General features: G+C 72.4%; 14 protein-coding genes. 6 read left to right on the top strand and 8 right to left on the bottom strand.

Annotation, left to right across the window (positions count from 1 at the left end; genetic code table 11):
* Positions 1–41: 41 nt before the first annotated feature.
* From IF54_RS42095 to IF54_RS0113005, 4 genes are all read right to left on the bottom strand, one after another.
* Entirely contained in the window at positions 42–2,573 is a 2,532-nt protein-coding gene (locus tag IF54_RS42095) for a hypothetical protein (RefSeq protein WP_159002118.1), read from the bottom strand.
* A gap of 158 nt (positions 2,574–2,731) precedes the next feature.
* Positions 2,732–4,387 (bottom strand): transporter, encoded by a 1,656-nt coding sequence (locus tag IF54_RS0113015; protein WP_078851956.1) that lies wholly within the window; start codon positions 4,385–4,387, stop codon positions 2,732–2,734.
* Positions 4,384–5,154, bottom strand: coding sequence for an ABC transporter ATP-binding protein (locus tag IF54_RS0113010; RefSeq protein ID WP_030317823.1), 771 nt, complete (start codon positions 5,152–5,154; stop codon positions 4,384–4,386). Before IF54_RS0113010 ends, IF54_RS0113015 begins: the two co-directional genes overlap by 4 nt.
* A gap of 24 nt (positions 5,155–5,178) precedes the next feature.
* Positions 5,179–5,841: a bifunctional DNA primase/polymerase gene (locus IF54_RS0113005; protein WP_078851955.1), complete on the bottom strand. Its 663-nt coding sequence runs from the start codon at positions 5,839–5,841 to the stop codon at positions 5,179–5,181.
* 306 nt (positions 5,842–6,147) lie between these two features.
* Here IF54_RS0113005 and IF54_RS0113000 point away from each other — a divergent pair, with 306 nt between their 5' ends.
* Complete coding sequence (locus tag IF54_RS0113000) at positions 6,148–7,533, top strand: hypothetical protein (protein ID WP_030317818.1); 1,386 nt, start codon at positions 6,148–6,150, stop codon at positions 7,531–7,533.
* Between the two features lie 168 nt (positions 7,534–7,701).
* The gene (locus tag IF54_RS0112995; RefSeq protein WP_030317817.1) at positions 7,702–9,480 is read left to right on the top strand and encodes a hypothetical protein; all 1,779 of its coding nucleotides are present in this window, start codon (positions 7,702–7,704) and stop codon (positions 9,478–9,480) included.
* A 54-nt stretch (positions 9,481–9,534) separates the two neighbouring features.
* On the opposite strand, the gene IF54_RS0112990 is transcribed toward IF54_RS0112995, so the two are convergent.
* Positions 9,535–10,929, bottom strand: a complete 1,395-nt coding sequence (locus IF54_RS0112990; RefSeq protein ID WP_030317814.1) for an ABC transporter substrate-binding protein — start codon at positions 10,927–10,929, stop codon at positions 9,535–9,537.
* A gap of 117 nt (positions 10,930–11,046) precedes the next feature.
* On the opposite strand from IF54_RS0112990, the gene IF54_RS0112985 reads away from it, so the two are divergent.
* Together IF54_RS0112985 and purU are read left to right on the top strand one after the other, a co-directional pair.
* Positions 11,047–11,547, top strand: coding sequence for an SCO4402 family protein (locus IF54_RS0112985; protein WP_078616861.1), 501 nt, complete (start codon positions 11,047–11,049; stop codon positions 11,545–11,547).
* A gap of 46 nt (positions 11,548–11,593) precedes the next feature.
* Positions 11,594–12,475 (top strand): formyltetrahydrofolate deformylase, encoded by an 882-nt coding sequence (purU, locus tag IF54_RS0112980; protein WP_030317812.1) that lies wholly within the window; start codon positions 11,594–11,596, stop codon positions 12,473–12,475.
* Positions 12,476–12,638: 163 nt separating this feature from the next.
* On the opposite strand, the gene IF54_RS0112975 is transcribed toward purU, so the two are convergent.
* On the bottom strand, positions 12,639–14,009 hold the full coding sequence (locus IF54_RS0112975; protein WP_030317810.1) for a zf-HC2 domain-containing protein: 1,371 nt from the start codon (positions 14,007–14,009) through the stop codon (positions 12,639–12,641).
* Positions 14,006–14,596: a sigma-70 family RNA polymerase sigma factor gene (locus IF54_RS0112970; RefSeq protein WP_030317808.1), complete on the bottom strand. Its 591-nt coding sequence runs from the start codon at positions 14,594–14,596 to the stop codon at positions 14,006–14,008. The genes IF54_RS0112975 and IF54_RS0112970 overlap by 4 nt, the downstream gene beginning before the upstream one ends.
* A 313-nt stretch (positions 14,597–14,909) precedes the next feature.
* Here IF54_RS0112970 and IF54_RS0112965 point away from each other — a divergent pair, with 313 nt between their 5' ends.
* Together IF54_RS0112965 and IF54_RS0112960 are read left to right on the top strand one after the other, a co-directional pair.
* Positions 14,910–15,290: an STAS domain-containing protein gene (locus IF54_RS0112965; protein WP_030317807.1), complete on the top strand. Its 381-nt coding sequence runs from the start codon at positions 14,910–14,912 to the stop codon at positions 15,288–15,290.
* Positions 15,291–15,446: 156 nt separating this feature from the next.
* Positions 15,447–15,959, top strand: a complete 513-nt coding sequence (locus IF54_RS0112960; protein ID WP_030317806.1) for an EF-hand domain-containing protein — start codon at positions 15,447–15,449, stop codon at positions 15,957–15,959.
* A 103-nt stretch (positions 15,960–16,062) separates the two neighbouring features.
* Here IF54_RS0112960 and IF54_RS0112955 read toward each other — a convergent pair whose 3' ends face one another.
* Positions 16,063–17,565, bottom strand: coding sequence for a class I adenylate-forming enzyme family protein (locus tag IF54_RS0112955; protein WP_030317805.1), 1,503 nt, complete (start codon positions 17,563–17,565; stop codon positions 16,063–16,065).
* Between the last annotated feature and the right edge of the window lie 58 nt (positions 17,566–17,623).

The following is a 17,623-nucleotide window of genomic DNA, read 5'->3' as shown; positions in this document are numbered from 1 at the left end:
CCGGCCCCCGGCGAACCAGGTCCGCCGGGGGCCGGAAAGGGTCAGCGCACGTCGACGTAGTCGCCGCCGGCCGTGGCGGTCGCGGTCGTGGTGCTGCCCGCGAAGCGGTAGCGCCAGTAGCCGTCGGTGGTGGCTTTGACCGTGGTCTTCAGGTTCCCGGTGCTGTTCGTCGTGACCGTCCTCACGGTCGTGTACGTGCTCGCACCCTTCTTGCGGAACTGAAGCTGGACCTTCTGACCCGCGTATCCGTGGAAGCCGCCGAGGGTCTCCCAGTCGGCCCGGGAGAGCTTCCCGGTGACGGTGAGGGTCTTGTTCTTCGCGACGGGCTCCGGCGAGGCGTCGACCGTGAGGGCCGCGTCCCGCAGCAGCGGCACCGGCTTCACCGCGTGCCGGTCGGTGAACCCGCTGCCGTCGGCGGACTCCGCCCAGGCGGCCGTGTTCCAGGTGCCCGCCAGGGCGTTGCGCCCGAAGTTCCAGCGGGGCTGGATGTAGGCGAACTGGGCCGTGCAGGTCGCCGTGGTCGCGTCGACCTTGGTGCAGGACGCGGGCCAGGTGCCGTAGAGAACCGCGCTCGGGGCGTCGTAGGACCCCTTGTACAGGTACATGTCGCCGCCCGCGATGCCGGACGGATCGGTCGCGGTGAACGTCGCGGTGAACTCCTGGAGCGGCTGGTCGTGGAGCCGGACCGGCTTGCCGCCGTTGACGACGACGCCCGAGATGCGGGTCGAGCCGGCCGTCTCGTCACCCAGCCGGGCGGGGCCGGCGAAGGCCCGCACCAGGGTGCGGCTGAGGCTGCCGCCCCGGTCGTCGGCGGCGGTGACGCGCAGGGTGACGTAGGCGGCGTCGGCCGTGACGGTGTACGGCGCCGAACCGTCCGCCGCGAGCGGCAGGTCGGTCCACGTCGTGCCGCCGTCGGCCGAGGCGGCGAGGCCCGTGACCCGGGTGTTGGCGGTGGCCGCGTCGACGCCGCGGGTGGCCGCGGTCGCGGAGACCCGTACGGTCCCGGCGGCGGCCCGGCCGAGGGCGTCGAGGTCCGAGACCTTCACCTGGGCGTCGATCAGCGGCAGTTCACGGTCCGAGGTGCCCGCGGAGGTGCTGCTGGAGCGGAACGTCCACTCGTTGCTCAGGTCCGTCGCCAGCCGCGCGTACGGCACCCGGCGGTGCAGGGTCTGCCGGACGGTGTACGACTGCTCCCTTGCCGGGAGGGCCGAGGAAGTCAGCGAGTGGGACGGGCCGTCGCCCGGACCGTCGGCGTAGACCACGCCGTCCTCACCCGTCACCTTGTACGCGGACCGCGAGCGGTAGTCGTACCCCCGGTGGCCGTCGGCATCACCGAAAGCGCTCCCCTCGGCCAGGTAGAGCCGGCGGTTGTACAGCTGCGAGGGGGCGCCCGCCCCGCGCACCGGCTGGAACGGGGCCCCGCCCAGCGTCTCGCCCGCGCTGCTTCCCGCGGACAGCGTCCGGTCGGCCAGGTCCAGGTGCTGCTCGTAGGTGCCGTACTCCAAGATGCGGCCGTACGCCACGCCCGGGGTGACGTACTCGGTGACCGGACCGGCCGCCGGCACCGCCGTGCCGACGTAGACACCGGTCCACTCGCCGAAGTTCGGGACGGTCTGGAGGAAGGCGGTGGTCCGGGTGCCCGGGGCGCGGAGCTGGGTGATGGTCCTGGCCAGCGACGTCCTGGTGACGTTCTTGACCGGTGAGGCGGGCACGATGTTCTTGAAGCTGTGGGTGAGGTCGTAGCGGTAGGGGCTCGGGACGCTCGCCGAGGAGCCCTTCTTCGCCAGGACGTCATGGATGCGCAGCGAGACGCCCGGCACGGTGAACGGCGTGACGTACACCTTGGCGTCGCCGTCACCCGCGAAGCCCGCCAGGTCACCGCCCGGCACGCTCAGCCAGACCGCGGCCGACTGCCGGGTGGCGGTGGTGTCGTCGGTGCGGATGCCGGTCTCCTTGGCCGCCCGCTGGTCGAAGGACACCGTCTTCGCGGCCGAGCCGACCGTGAAGGACTGCGCGAGCAGATAGCTCGGCTGTTGGAAGTCGGAGTGCAGCGCCACCGCGAAGTAGTCGCCCGGCGGCAGCTTCACAGTGGACGTCGGCCCGCTCCCGTCGCTGTTGACCAGGTACGACGTCCAGGTCCTGCGGTCCCAGACGTAGAACAGCTTGCTCGCCACGTAGTCCGCGTGCGTGATCGTCAGCTTGACGGCGTACGAGGCCGCGGCCGCGGTCGTCGAAGCGGTGGCGGCGGTGGCCGGCTTCAGCGCGAGGCTCGCCGGCTCCCGGTCCGCCGCGCGCTCGGCGCTGGGCCGCACGGAGACCCGGCCGTCGAGCGACGCGACCGAGTAGCGGGTCCGCTCCGCGCGGTTCGCGGCGGTGATGTGCAGGTTCCGGCCGCCGATCAGGTCGACGCGGTCGCCGTTGCCCAACTCGACGCCGTCGGCGCCCGGTTGGGCGTGAACCGTCCCCGCGCCGGCTTTCACCGGAGCCGCCCCGGCCGACGGCGCGAGCAGCACGGACGCGGTCAGTACCGCCCCGCACAGCCCCGCCCCGACCGATCTTCGAACACCGTGCATGAAGAAGCCCCCTTGCCCCTGATCCCCTGGTCCGGCGATCCCCTGATCCCCGTCGCGACCTCCCGGTCAACACCTCACAGGAGTCGCACAGTGCACTCTAGACAAGGGGTCCGACACCGGCCCCGGCCACCCCGCCCCGGGTGGCCCTCCGACTGCGGTCAGCCCTTGCTGACCGCAGTAAGGATCTCCGGCAGCTGCCGTGCCGTCCGCGGTGCCGCCAGGCGCAGGCCCGCGACGGTGATCATCCCGCCGTACAGCGCCCCCACCGGCAGCAGCACCCAGCTCCACTCGTCGCCGCGCGCGCTGACGTTGGCCCAGATCGCCAGCGCGATCACCGGCGCGCACAGCAGCGCGGCCGAGACCATGCCGCCGACCACGGCGGCCGCGGCGAGTCCCGACTGGCCCGGGGCCACGTTCTTGTAGCCCTCCTGCGGGATCGAGTACGGGAAACGCGCCGAGGTCCACGCCCCGGTCGCCAGCATCGCGCCGAGCAGCGCGAAGGACATGCCGAGCACCTCGGGCAGCTTCGGCCAGTCACCGATCATGGCGGTCGTCACCACGGTGACGAGGGTGGCGTACGGCAGGGTGATCACCAGCAGTGCCAGCGCACGCGCGCGCAGCTCGACGTAGGCGTCCCGGGTGGAGGAGATGGTGAGCGCGACCATCCAGAACGCCGAGGTGTCCTGCCCGAACTGGTTGTACATCTGCACACCGAGCATCCCGGCGGCGAAGCAGGAGAAGTAGATCGACCCGGTGCCCTGCACCGCGTTGAACACCGGCACGATCAGTCCGATGGCCAGCGAGGTCACCCACGCGGCCTTGGTCTTGGGGTCGCGCCACACATAGCGCAGGCTGCGTTCCATCACGGTGCCGGTGCGCCCGCCGGGCAGCAGTCGCGCGAGCCCGGTCGAGTTCCGCTCCTTGGCGGCCCCCTCGGCGGACGGCAGGGTGGAGCCGTCGGGCGAGGTCATCAGCCGGGTGAGGTGACGCGACCAGAGGGCGAGCAGGCCCGCCAACGCGGCTACGGACAGGGCGAGTTGCAGGACAGCGGTGCCGTACGCCCCCTCGCTCGCCGAGCCGATCGCCCCGATCGCCGAGGCGGGCGGGATCCAGCCCAGCACCCCGGCCGGGCCCTCCAGCTGCCCGAGGCCGCCCGAACCGAGGCGCTGGGCACCGAAGTTGACGACCTGCGCGCCGATCGCGACGACCAGTCCGCTCAGCACCGCCAGATCACGGCCCTTGCGACTGCTCAGCAGCCGGAGGTTGGCCGCGGCGACCGCCCGTGCGAGGGCCACGCACACCAGCAGCGCGAGCGGCACGGCGACCACGGAGAGGACGTACGCCGTCCCGCCGTGCGCGACGGCGACCACCGAGCCGACGAGCACGCAGAGCATGAACACCGGCCCGATGCCGACCAGCGAGGCCACCAGCAGCGCCCGCACCAGGGGCCGGGGCCGCAGCGGCAGCATCACCAGCCGGGTGGGGTCGAGGGTCTCGTCGCCGCCGGGGAAGAACAGCGGCATCACGGCCCAGCCGACCGCGAGGACGGCGACCAGCGGGACGGCGACGGACTCCGCGTGCTCGTTGCCGCGCAGCGCGACCAGTCCGAGCAGTTGGAGGGCCGAGAAGAGCAGCACGGCGACGGCCGAGCCGATGTAGGCGGCCCGCCGCCCGCCGGACTGCCGCAGACCGTTGCGCAGCAGGGACAGCTTCAGCCGTACCACGACCGGGGTGACGTCCTGCGCCACCGGGCCAGGGACCTGGCCGGGAACCGGGCCCGGAGCGGCCCCTGCCGGGGAGTCGGCAGCCGTCATCGGGCCCCGCCGCCCAGCCAGTCGAGGTTCGCCCCGGCGTCCTGCCCATGCGCGCCCACGAGTTCGAGGAACGCGCGCTGGAGGGAGGGCGCGGCACCGCGCACCTCGTCGAGCGGACCGTGCGCGCGGATGCGGCCGGCCGCCATGACGGCGACCCAGTCGCACAGGGACTCCACGAGCTCCATCACGTGTGAGGAGAAGACGACGGTGGCGCCGGAGCCCGTGTACCGCTCCAGCACCCCGCGAATGGTCTGCGCCGAGACCGGGTCGACTCCCTCGAAGGGCTCGTCGAGGAACAGCACTTCGGGATTGTGGAGCAGGGCGGCCGCGAGCCCGATCTTCTTGCGCATCCCGGTCGAGTAGTCGACGACCAGCTTGTGCTGGGCCCCCGCGAGGTCCAGCACGTCGAGCAGCTGCGCGGCCCGCCGGTCGACCTCGCCCCCGGGCAGCCCCCGCAACCGCCCGGAGTAGGCGAGCAGTTCCCGCCCGGAGAGCCGCTCGAACAGCCGCAGTCCCTCGGGCAGCACCCCGATCCGGGCCTTCACCGCCACCGGGTCCCGCCACACGTCGTGCCCGACGACGGAGACGGACCCCTGATCGGGCCGCAGCAGCCCGGTCACCATGGAGAGAGTCGTGGTCTTCCCGGCCCCGTTGGGCCCGACGAGCCCGATGAACTTCCCGGCGGGAAGCTCCAGATCAATCCCGGCTACGGCAACCTGCTGCCCGAACCGCTTCCAGAGCCCCCGCACACTCACAGCCGACGTCATGGACGCCCACTCTAGGCGCGCACCTCACCTGTCCCGACCGCACGCGTAGGCGAGCGGGGAGATCAGCTCCTCGGCGTCCGGCAGCCAGCGGTTCGCGGCCGTGGGACGGCAGGCCCACTGCACGGCTCCGGACGACCCGTAGCGGGTCGGGGGAGCGGCGACGAACGACCCCTCGCCCAGCACCACGAGGTCGAGGGACGAGGGGGCCCACCCGAGCCGGCGCACGAGGTCCGGCACCTTCGCCGTCGCGCCCGGCAGCACGAAGAAGTGCATCCGGCGGTCGGGCGTCAGCGTGACGGGACCGAGGGTCAGTTCCATGCGCTCCATGCGGGCCAGCGCGAGGAAGCCGGCCGTGTCCCGGACGGAGATCGCGTCGAAGGTCCGCCCCGTCGGCAGCAGGATCGACGCCGCCGGCTGCTTCTGCCACATCCGGCGCGCGACGGTCGCACTGCCCGTGGCCTGCGTCGCCCAGTCCTCGCGCGCGGGGTGCGCCCCGGGGGAGGCGCACGCGGTGTCACCGCAGGAGCAGCGCTGCACCCCGTCGACGGCTTCCAGCCAGGTGCCGGGAAAGACGTCCCAGTGGCGCTCCTCGGCGTATCGTACGGCTGTCTCCAGCAGCGATTCCCCGCGCTGCTTCGGAATCTGAGCGGCCTCGGGGCCCGCGATCGTCTCTTCCACGCTCAACACAACTCCCGCGCCCACCTCGGGTTACGGCTGTAGCGCGCGCGGGGGAGGAGCATTGATTCGGCATCTGGGGCGCATGGATGCACGTGTGGGGGCGCGCGGGAGGGGCCGGGGCGTGAGCTGGGTAGCCACGAACGGGGCAGGCTTCCGCCTTTACCCCGGCAATCCTCGCATGCCTCGCATTTTAGCTGTCTCCGCGGGGCATTGATCTTCACGGCCGGATCTTTTCGTTCACACCGACGAGGTCCGGGAGTGGAAGACACGTCAACTCGGTGCGTGGGCAGGCACCGCAGCCACAGGGGGTACGCCATGGCCGCAAGGCCACTCGTCGCGCGGCAGCCGAACGAACGGCTGCAAGCGCTCATCCAGGAGGCGGGGTGCTCGAACGCCGGGCTCGCCCGCCGGGTCAACATGTGCGGCGCCGAGCACGGCCTCGACCTGCGCTACGACAAGACGTCCGTGGCCCGTTGGCTACGGGGACAGCAGCCGCGGGGCAGGGCGCCCGCGATCATCGCGGAAGCGCTCGGGCGCAAGCTCGGCCGTACGGTCACGATCGACGAGATCGGCATGGCCAACGGCAAGAACCTCGCCTCCGGTGTCGGCCTCCAGTTCTCACCGACGGTGCTGGGCGCCATCGAGCAGGTGTGTGAGCTGTGGCGCAGTGACGTGGGGCGACGGGATTTCCTGTCCGGCTCCTCGGTCGCCGCGTCCGCGCTGGTCGAGCCGAGCCGGGACTGGCTGATCTCCTCGCCCGACGCGCAGGTGGCACGCCAGGCGGGCCCGCGCGTCGGCCAGTCCGACGTGGCGGCCGTGCGCGCGATGACCCAGGCCCTGGTCGACCTCGACCACCAGTACGGCAGCGGGCATGTCCGCCCGGTCGTCGTGCACTACCTCAACAGCGTGGTCTCCGGGCTGCTCGCGGGCTCGTACCGGGAGGCCGTCGGGCGCGACCTGTTCGCCGCGGTGGCCCGGCTGACCGAGCTCGCCGGATACATGGCGATCGACACCGGTCAACCGGGCCTGGCCCAGCGGTACTACATCCAGGCGCTGCGGCTCGCGCAGGCGGCCGGTGACCGCGGGTACGGCGGCTATGTGCTCGCCGCGTCCATGAGCCACCTCGCCGCACAGCTCGGAAACCCGCGCGAGATCGCCCAGTTGGCGCGGGCGGCGCAGGAAGGGGCGCGGGGCCGGGTGACACCGCGTGCGGAGGCCATGTTCCTCGCGGCGGAGGCGCGCGGGCACGCGCTCATGGGCGACGTGCGCGCGACCCAGGCGGCGTCGGCGCGGGCCGTGACCGCGCTGGAGGCGGCTGATCCCTCCTCGGGTGACGACCCGGCGTGGATCGCGCACTTCGACGAGGCCTATCTGGCCGACGAGTTGGCGCACTGCCACCGTGACCTCGGTCAGGCCGACGCGGCGGCGCGGTGCGCCCAGGAGTCCCTGGACGGGCTCCCGGAGAACAAGGCGCGCCGCAGGGCGATCGGTTACGTCCTGCTCGCCACCGCGCAGGTGCAGCAGCGCGAGATCGAGCAGGCCTGCAACACCGGCCTGAAAGCGGTGGAGTTGCTGGAGACCGTCCGCTCCAACCGGGGCGCGGAGTACCTCGACGACTTCCAGCAGCGCCTGGAGCCGTTCCGGGACGAGGCCGTCGTCCGGGAGTTCGGGGCCCGGCTCGACCTTCAGGCGGCCGCATAGGGAGGACGAGCACAGCGTCAAGGGCCCGGAATCGTCACGTGATCACCAGAGAACTGTTACTGCGGTCACAGGGACGCAGGTCACGTCCTGTGCTACGTGGCACCGGGCTCGGGGTACCCGGTAGCGTTACACGACGATTCCGAAGTTCCCCCATTAGTAGGAGTCCCGGTGACGCAGAGTGGACAGGGCGAGCAGCCCTCGGCGCGCGAAGCGCGCGAAGGCATCGTGCTGCCCTCCGACGGCGGGGAACCCCTGCTGCCGGGACAGACGGGCTCCTACGGTGCCCCGCAGCCCGGTTACGGCGCCCCGCCGCAGTCGTCCGGCTACGGCGGCCCGCCGCACGGCGGGTACGGCGGCTCTCCGCAGTCGGACCCGTCCGGTCCGGCGTCCGACGGGGCGTACGGCGGGTCCTCCGCGGGCACGGGCTACAGCCAGCCGCCCAGCGCTCAGGCCTGGGGCTCCTCGTGGGGCCCCGACCAGCAGGGGCAGACCCAGCCGCCCGCCCAGGACTGGTCGCAGCCGACCACCCAGACCTGGAACGCCCCCCAACAGCCCGCCGACACCTCCCAGCAGCCCGGCGGCACACCGTCCCGGCCGCTGCCGCAGCAGCAGCCCGCGCGGGGCTACGACACCGACGAGCCGACGTCGTACTACCTTCCGCCGGTCGGCCAACCCCTCCCGTCGGCGCCCGCCGCGCAGTCCCAGCCGCTGCCCCCGCAGCAGGGTCAGGTCGCACCTTACGAGGCCCCCGGCACCGCGCAGCAGCAGCCCAGGCCCGGCTACGACACCGACGAGCCGACCTCCTACTACCTCCCTCCGGTCGGCCAACCCCTCCCGTCTAGTCCGGCCCCGCCCGCCCACGAGGGCGCCACGCAGTTCATCCCGCCCGTCCCGGCCGCCGCCGACGAGGGTGCGACCCAGTTCATCCCGCCGGTCCCGGCAGGTGCCGACGAAGGCGCCACGCAGTTCATCCCGCCGGTGCGCCCCGGCGCCCTCCCGCCCGAAGCGGGGCAGCACCCCCAGGCCGCCTACGGCGCCCAGCCCGGCTACGGCCCCGACGCCCAGGCCACCCAGTACATCCCGCCCGTGCCCGGTCAGGCCGGCGGCGACCGGCAGCCGCCCTCCGACTTCGACAACCTCTTCCGCGCCCAGAGCACGGACGGCGGCGCCTCCTCCACCCAGCAGCTGCCGCGCTTCGACGGGCAGCAGGCCGCACAGCCCCCCTACGGGGCCCCGCAGCCGTCGTACGGCGCCCCGCAGCCGCCGTACGTCCCGCCGGGCGGTGACGGATACGACGACGGCGGCCGGGGTGGCCGCGGGCGGTCGCGGGTGCCGGTCCTCGCCGCCGTGGGCGTCGGCATCGTCGTGCTCGGCATCGGCGCGGGCGCGCTGCTCGCCGGCGGCGGAGGCGGCGGGGGCGGCGGCGACAAGAACCAGACCGTGTCGGCGACGGCCCCGGCGAGCGAGGGCTCGTCCGCTCCGGCCGCCGACGCGGCGAAGGCGCAGGCCGTGGAGCTGGACAAGCTGCTCGCCGACAGCGGCAACAGCCGTTCCTCGGTGATCAACGCGGTGGCGAACGTCAAGTCCTGCAAGAACCTCGGCCAGGCGGCCCAGGACCTGCGGGCGGCGGCGGGCCAGCGCACCGGCCTGGTGACCCGGCTCAAGGGGCTCGCGGTCGACCAGCTGCCGAGCCACGCCGAGCTGACCGAGGCGCTCACCAGCGCCTGGCGGGCGTCCGCGTCCGCGGACAACCACTACGCGGCCTGGGCCGACCAGGCGGCCGGCCGGAAGGGCTGCAAGAAGGGCCAGGCCCGCATCACGAGAGAGACCGCGGCCGGCAACCGGGACAGCGGCACCGCCAGCACCGAGAAGGCCAGGGCGGCCCGGCTGTGGAACGCCATCGCGAAGAAGTACAGCCTGACGGAGCGCTCGTCGACCCAGCTGTGAGAGGCAGGGCGGGGGCGCCTTCCGCACCCCCGCCCGGGTGTCGCCCCGGCCGCCTCAGTCGATGTCGGCGTGCCGGAGGGTCTGCGTCACGTCGGTGAAGCCCTTGTGGGCCGCCACGAGCCGGCCCTGACGCACGACCTGGAGCGTCACGTTGGCGTTGACCATGCGCGGGAAGCCGATGGACGCGAGGTGGTTCGTGGCGTTCCAGGTGTCCCGGGGCCACCGGAGCGTCGGCGTCAGCCCGCCGGTCGGGATGCTCAGGCCGTCGTTGAGCGTGCCGCGCACGCTGTCGGCGGTCACCTCGCCGCCGCCGAGCGACTCGACGGCCTTCCTGAACACCGTGTAGGCGATCCAGGTCGTCTGCACGCCCGCGTCCGCCGAGTCGATGCGGTTGTCGTCGAAGGCCTCCTCCTTGATGACCTTCTTCATCCCGCCCCAGCGGGCGTCGCTCGCCACCGGGTACCAGCCGGTGATGTACGACCCCTCGTAGGGCCCCGACGCCCCGCCGGACGCGTCGATCTCCGTCTGGTCGACGCTGCCCATCGCCATGGCCGTCCGCACCCGCGGGTACTCGGCACGGGCGCGCCGGAAGGAGTCCATGAAGGTGCTGGTGCGGTCGCCCAGCGCGGGCACGACGCACCCCTCCTTCTCCTTCGCCGCACCCGAGCCGGCCGCCGCACCGGAGCCGGCCGCCGCACCGGAGCCGGCCGCCGCACCGGAGCCGGCCGCCGCACCGGAGCCGGCGAGCGCCTTCGTGGACTGCGCCGAGTACTCGCTGGCGTCGTCCGCGGCCCGCACGTCGGCGGCGGCCCGGTGCCCGCCGGTCGTCAGCCCGGAGTCCAGCAGCACCGGCAGCTCGTCGCCCGCGATGGTGTCGGGCCGTACGAGGGTGACGTTGCCGCAGTCCCGGGCGAGCTCCTTGCCGAGGCCGGCGAGCAGGGTGGGCTGGCCACCGTTGACCGGGTAGGAGAGCGGGCTGGTGAACTCGGCGTTGGTGACGCCGTAGCCGCCGATGTAGGGGATGCCCGCGCCTTCCAGGGGCGGGAAGAAGGAGTCGGCGTACTGGCTGTAGGAGCCGACGACCGCGACGACGTGCTCCTTGACCGCGCGCCGGGCGCACTTCGCGGCGCCCACGCCGTTGTTCTTGTCGTTGCAGGTCAGGACGGTCAGTTTACGGCCGTTGAGGCCGCCTCTGGCGTTGATCCAGCGGGCGTAGGCCTCGGCGAAGGCGGGCATGCCGGGCTTGTTGGTCGCCTCGGTGTCCGAGGGGGCCCAGGTCATGACCTTGATCGGGTCGTCCCCGGAGCCCCCCGTGGTACCGGGGACCACCCCGCAACCGGTGACGAGCGAGGCACCGGCGGTCAGTGCCCCCGCCGCGAGGGCGAGGGCTCGGACGGGACGGTGGTGCCGGGGGAGGAAGGTGCTGCGGATGCGTCGCCTACCGGTCATGGGCCTACACGCTTCCGTCACACCGCCAACTCGAAAGTGACCCTGGGTCAATGAACGGTGACGTAAAGGTGAACAGCGGGGGCCTGGTGGGCACGTTCGGGCGAGAACGTACGATCGGTGACCGTGCAAGGTTCGGAGAACTCTTCCCGTCGCGGCCGTCGCTCCTCCACCATGGGCGGCATGCCACTGAACGACATGCCGTGGTGGCGCTGGCGCAGCAATGTGCGCTCCGCGCTGCACATGCTCTCCGACCCCGCGTTCCAGCAGAACGTCTGGCTGACCGGTGTCGAGGGGTACGGGGACGTCACCGACGCCGTGTACCGCCTCGTCGAGGACACCTGGCTGGACAACTGGTCCGCCGAGAAGTACGTCGGCACGATCTTCCGGGACTCCCAGGAGGCGGCCCTCGTCGACACCGCCGTGCTGCGCGTGCTGCGGATCATGCACCAGGTCGGCCCCGACGCCCCCGTCTCCGTGTACATGGAGAACCCGGGCTGGCCGGACGCGGTGCGCGCGGCGCGGGACGCGCACGTGCGGATGGCGGCGGCCGACGGGGAGGACCCGGACGCACCGCCGCGCACGCTCCAGGTGCTCCAGATCATGACCCGGTCCGCGTGACGGACGCGGTGTCTGCGGCGGCGGCGGATATGCGACCCTGTCCTGCATGAACGCGCAGTCCCCCCGGGCCGAGGCCCCGGCCGAGCAGTACGTCCTGACCCTGTCCTGCCCCGACAAGCAGGGCATCGTGCACGCCGTGTCGAGCTACCTCTTCATGACCGGCTGCAACATCGAGGACAGCCAGCAGTTCGGCGACCACGACACGGGTCTGTTCTTCATGCGCGTCCACTTCTCGGCGGAGGCCCCGGTCACCGTGGACAAGCTGCGGGCGTCCTTCGCGGCGATCGGTGACTCCTTCCACATGGACTGGCAGATCAACCGGGCCGAGGACCGGATGCGGATCGTGCTCATGGTCAGCAAGTTCGGGCACTGCCTGAACGACCTGCTGTTCCGCGCGCGGATCGGGGCCCTCCCGGTGGACATCGCCGCCGTGGTCTCCAACCACACCGACTTCGCCGAGCTCGTGGGGTCGTACAACATTCCCTTCCACCACATTCCGGTGACACGGGAGAACAAGGCCGAGGCGGAGGCGCGGCTGCTGGAGCTGGTGCGGGAGCAGGACGTCGAACTGGTCGTCCTCGCCCGGTACATGCAGGTCCTCTCCGACGACCTGTGCAAGCAGCTCAGCGGCCGGATCATCAACATCCACCACTCCTTCCTGCCGAGCTTCAAGGGCGCGAAGCCCTATCACCAGGCTCATGCGCGGGGTGTGAAGCTGATCGGTGCGACGGCGCACTATGTGACCGCCGACCTCGACGAGGGGCCGATCATCGAGCAGGAGGTCGAGCGGGTGGGCCACGACGTGACGCCGGACCAGCTGGTGGCGATCGGGCGGGACGTGGAGTGCCAGGCGCTGGCGCGGGCCGTGAAGTGGCATGCCGAGCGTCGGATTCTGCTGAACGGGCGGCGGACCGTCGTGTTCGCCTGAGAGCTCGGGGCTGCTGGTTGTGAGGCGGGTGCGGGTGGTTCGTGGTTGCTCGCGCAGTTCCCCGCGCCCCTGAGGTGCGTGCAGGTCAGCTCTTTCAGGGGCGCGGGGAACTGCGCGAGAAGCCCCGCTCGGCCGCGGCCGCCGACGAAACCGCGACCACCCCCTACATCCGGCTCATGCTCGCCGCCGCGTACAGGACGTCCCTGATCGCGTCCCGGTCGCCCACCTGCCCCGCCGCCGCATCCGCCGGAGGCACATGGCCGGCGGCCAGCCGGCAGAACTCCACGCCGTCGAGGGCCACATGGGCCACCTCATGCTCCGCCGAGCCCATCGCCGCGGGGGAGTCGAGAGGGATCAGCCACTCTCCGCCCCCATGGCCCTCGATCTCCAGACGCAGGGTGCGGCCGGGCCCACCCGCCGGAACCAGGTGCCGTCCGTGGGCCGGTGCCGCCAGCCCCTTCTGGCGCCGGTCCGCCAGCACCGCGGGAAGCATCCGCGCGGCCAGGTCGATCATGCGGTTCAGGTGGCGCGGGGACGGCGGCTCGTAGGGGTAGTCCACCGCGTCCGCGATGTCCTCCGCATGGACCCAGCACTCGAAGGCCCGGTCCAGCATCGCGTCATGCAGCGGCAGCGAGAAGTCGCCGTAGGGCACGGTCAGTTTCCCGGTGGTGCCGCCGGTGAAGGACACCGTGCGTACGAGGTCGTGGCTCTGCTCACGCCAGGGGGTGCGGACCGAGCGGGTCGGCGGGAAGTGCGAGGCGCGCCAGTAGGCCTCGGTGCGGCCGGCCGGGGTGGGCGCGTCCGCGGGGACCTCGCCCATGGGGTCGTCCAGTCCCAGCGCGACCGCGACGAGACCGTCGACCGACAGCAGGTGGGCCATCACCCCGGCGACCGTCGTACGGCGGCTCGTGGCCTCGTCGGCGTCGAACCAGCGCAGCCGCACCGGGGCGTGCCACTCGGCGTCGCCGAAGTCCTGGAGCAGGGCGTCGAGACGGGCGGTCTCGGCGTCGTAGGGCAGGGCCCACTTCGGGATCGGGATGCGTGGCGGGCGGCGCTCCAGGCAGCTGTCCAGGACGCGGGTGCGCAGACCGGGGTCCAGGTCGAGGCTCTCCGGGCGCTGGAGCAGCCCGACGGCCCCGCGCAGCCGCAGTGCCTCCTCGGCGCAGGAGCCGCAGTCGCCGAGGTGGTCCTCCACGGCGGCCGTCTCCTCCGCGGAGCACGCGGCCAGCGCCCAGGCCCCGAGCAGCGACTTCAGCACCTGGTGCTCCAGCACGAGGGGCGCGGGCGGCGGGAGCTCGTCCAGCTCGGGCAGCGGGCGGCCGGTGTCCTCGACGGAGGCACGGGGCAGGGGTATGCGGGGCGGCTGGTGCGGCCGGTCGGAGGGGCCGTCGCCGTCGTCGGTGCCGTCGCCCGAGCCGCCTTCGCTGCCGTGGCCTGAGCTGCCCACGGGTGTGCTCCGCTCCTCGTTGTCGTCGCCGGTTCCCTTGTCGGGATCCTCGTCGTGCTCGTCGTACGCCTCGAAACGGTCGCTCACGCCGCGCCCCCGTATCCCGGCGGAGCGCCGGGCGCCCCGGTGTCGTGGGCGGTCGACAGGAGTTGCAGGCCGAGGCGCAGGCGGCGGCGGGCCTCGTCCTCGGTGATGCTGAGGTCGGCGGCGGCCTGACGGTAGTCGCGGCGCTGGAAGTAGGCGAGCTCCAGGGCGGCCCGCAGCGGGGTGGGCATGGCCTGGACGATGTAGTCGGCGCGGGCGGCGACGGAGGCGCGGTGCACCTTGCGCTCGAGCTCCTCGGTGTCGGCGACCGCGCCCTCACCGCCCTGGGTGAGCGCGGCGGTCTCGGTGGCGCGCAGCCGCTGCACGGCCAGGCGGTGGGTCAGTCCGGCGACCCATGAGCGCAGCGGGCCCTGCTTGGGGTCGTAGGTCTCGGGGTGTTCCCAGACGTGGGCGAAGACGTCCCGGGTGATGCCGTCGGCGGCGCGTTCGTCGCCGAGCACGCGGTGGGCGAGTCCGTGCACAAGTGAAGCGAAACGGTCGTAGAACTCGGCCAGGGCGGCCGCCTCACCGCGTGCGAGCCGCTGCTGCATCTTGCGGTCCCAGCGGGGTGGTGCGTCCTTCTTCGCCATACGGCCCCCTCACCCCTGGAGTGTCCGAGTCAAGCCTGAGCCCACCGTCTCCTCGAATGTAGTCGGCACCCCCGACAGCGCACGCCCCTTTGTTCCAATGCGCGCCCCCCGAGGGCCCGCGAGTGGTAGTGGACCTTGCCTACCCAGTCGCTCTCTGATCAGGCACGATCGAACAGGATCGAAGTCGACTAAAACAAGCCTCTTTCAAACGGTTTCTGTTTCTCGGTCTGTGTTTCAGGGAACGGCCGCTGGGCAGCAGCGCTGCACGGAAGCGTAGGTATAGCCTCCGTTTGTTTACCGGCGGATGAAGGGCATGGTGGTGGCGTTCAAAGTGACCGGCGACGAGCAGGGCGACTGGGCCGTGCTCAGCGTGTCGGGCGAGCTGGACCTGGTGACCTCACCGGTGCTCCGCCAGCACGTCCACGACGTGGTGGCCGAGGGCCGTCACAGTCTCGTCCTCGACCTCTCCGACGTGTACTTCTGTGACTCCAGCGGGGTGGGTGTCCTCATAGCCTCCCGCCGCCTGATCCGCTCCTGCCGGGGCGAACTGCGCCTGATCCTGCCGGCCGAGGGCGCCCCCGACGGCTCCCACGTCAACCGCGTCCTCGGGGCGCTGGGCGTGCGCCGCCTGTTCGACGTCCACCCGGACGTGGACTCGGCGACCGACGAGGAGGCGGGACCACTGTCCGCATGAGGTCCCCCTCCGCATAAGGTCCCCCTCTGCCACACGGTTGTCCCGAAATTCCCCCGGTCCTGGCACAACGGCCCCCTTCCGGCCCCCGGGGCGTCACGCGCGTCGTACGCTCCGAGCGAGATGCCCCCGATGCGATGTGAGGCGGTCCGAGAAGACATGGTCAGCAGCGAGTACGCACGCAGGATCGCCGGCCGGTTCGTCACCTTCGACCAGGACGGCAACGGCTACATCGACCGCGAGGACTTCAATGTGGCGGCGAAGGCGCTGCTCGCCGAGTTCGGCGCCACGGCACGCTCCGACAAGGGGCAGGCGCTGTACGCCGGCGCGGAGGCGTTCTGGCAGGGGATGGCCGGGATCGCGGACCGGGACGGCGACCAGCGGATCACCCGGGACGAGTTCGTGAACGGCGCGGTCAAGCGGCTGCGCGACAACCCGGACCGGTTCGCCGAGATCGCCCGCCCCTTCCTGCACGCGGCGATCGACGTGGCCGACCAGGACGGCGACGGACGCGCCACCGTGGCGGACACCGCGCGGGTGCTCAGGATCCTGGGCGTCGCCGAGGACCTCGCGGGCACGGTCGCCGCCGGTCTGGACACCGACGGCGACGGCAAGGTCGGCGAGGCCGAGATCGTGCCCGCCTTCGCCCGCTACTTCACGGTCCCCGAGTAGCGTCGGCCAGGGCCTGTCCGACGGATCGGGCCGACTGCGGGCACGGCCCTGACGGGCGGTGCCGATGTCGGGCGGGGGCACCTCCCGGACGGGCGGCGCTGCGTCACCGGCCCCCGAAGCGCTCCCGCAGCTTGTACTTGAGGACCTTGCGCAGGGTCTCGTTGCGTGGCAGGGCGTCCACCATCTCCAGTTGCTCCGGCAGCTTGTGCGTCGACAGCCCTTGCGCGCGCAGGTACTCCGTCACGGCGCCCAGGGTCAACTCCGCGGCGTCCTCGGGCTGTTCCACCACGGCACACACGCGTTCCCCGCGCTCGGCGTCCGGCAGGCCGACCACCGCCACGTCCCCCACGGCCGGATGCGCGGCCAGCAGGTCCTCGATCTCCTTCGCCGAGATGTTCTCGCCCTTGCGGATGATCACGTCCTTGAGCCGTCCGGTGAGCACGAGATGGCCGGTCGCGGTGAGGTGCCCGAGGTCGCCCGTGCGCAGATAGCCCTGCTCGTCGAAGGCCTCCGCCGTCTGCGCCGGATCGAGATACCCCTGGCACACGGCCTCCCCCTTCAGGCGCACCTCCCCGTCCACGATCCGCACGGACATCCCCTCCGGCGGCCTGCCCTCGGTCGTCGCCAGGTTCTCCACCGTGTCGTCCGGCGCCCCCATGGTGATCATCGGCACCTCGGTCATGCCGTACCCGTGGGTGAGCTGCACCCCCAACTCCCGTACGACGGCGTGATAGACCTCCGGCGGCTTGGGCGCCCCGCCACCGGCCAGCAGCCGCAGCGTGGGAATCACCGGAACGCCGGGCTGCTTGCGCTGCTCTGCCAGGAACATCGAGTAGAACGCCGTCGAACCGCCCGCCACCGTGACCCCGTGCCTGCGGTAGCCCTCCAGGGCCTCCGGCAGCGCGAACTGCTCGAACATCACCGCCGGGAAGCCGTACAGCAGCAGCATCACGGTGTAGTCAGGGCCCGCTATGTGGGCGTAGGGGAAGGCCATCGACCCCACGTCGTCCGGCGTCAGGCGCAGCGCGTGGGCCAGGCAGGAGCCGCCCGCGATCAGCGAACGGTCCGTGTGCAGCACGCCCTTCGGGTCGGAGGTCGTCCCCGAGGTCCAGTAGATCCACCGGACCGAGGTGCCGTCGGCGGGCGGGGCGGGCAGGACGGCCGGATCGCCGTCCGGGAGGTCGTCGTACGCCTCGAAGATCCCCTTGGCGCCGAGCCGCCGGGCCATCTCCGTGTGGTCGAAGCCGCGCCAGACGCCCGGCACCGCGAAGAACTCCGCCTTCGACTCCCTGAGGGCGAAACCGACTTCACGGTCCCGGTAGAAGGGGATGACCGGCGACTGCACGGCGCCCAGGCGGGCGAGGGCGAAGGAGAGCAGGGCCGTCTCGATACGGGTGGGCAGCTGCCAGGCGACGACCGTGCCGGGGCGTACGCCCATGTCGTACAGGCCGGCCGCCACCCGCTCGGCCCGCGCGCGCAGTTCGCCGAAGGTGAGCGTGCGGTCGTCCTGGAGGAGGACCGGGCGGTCGGGGGTCAGGTCGGCGCGGCGGGCGACCAGCTCCCACAGGGTGCGGGACGCGCTGAGCGCGTGGGCGGTGTCGGTCACGGCGGCCCCCTCGGTGGAGCAATGGAGCTGACGGATCGTCAGATCGTGGGCAGAGCGT

The sequence above is a fragment of the Streptomyces sp. NRRL B-3229 genome, assembly GCF_000719505.1.
Lineage (GTDB): Bacteria > Actinomycetota > Actinomycetes > Streptomycetales > Streptomycetaceae > Streptomyces > Streptomyces griseorubiginosus.
The sequence above is the reverse complement of the archived record's forward strand: the minus strand, read 5'-3'. Positions and strand labels throughout refer to the sequence as shown.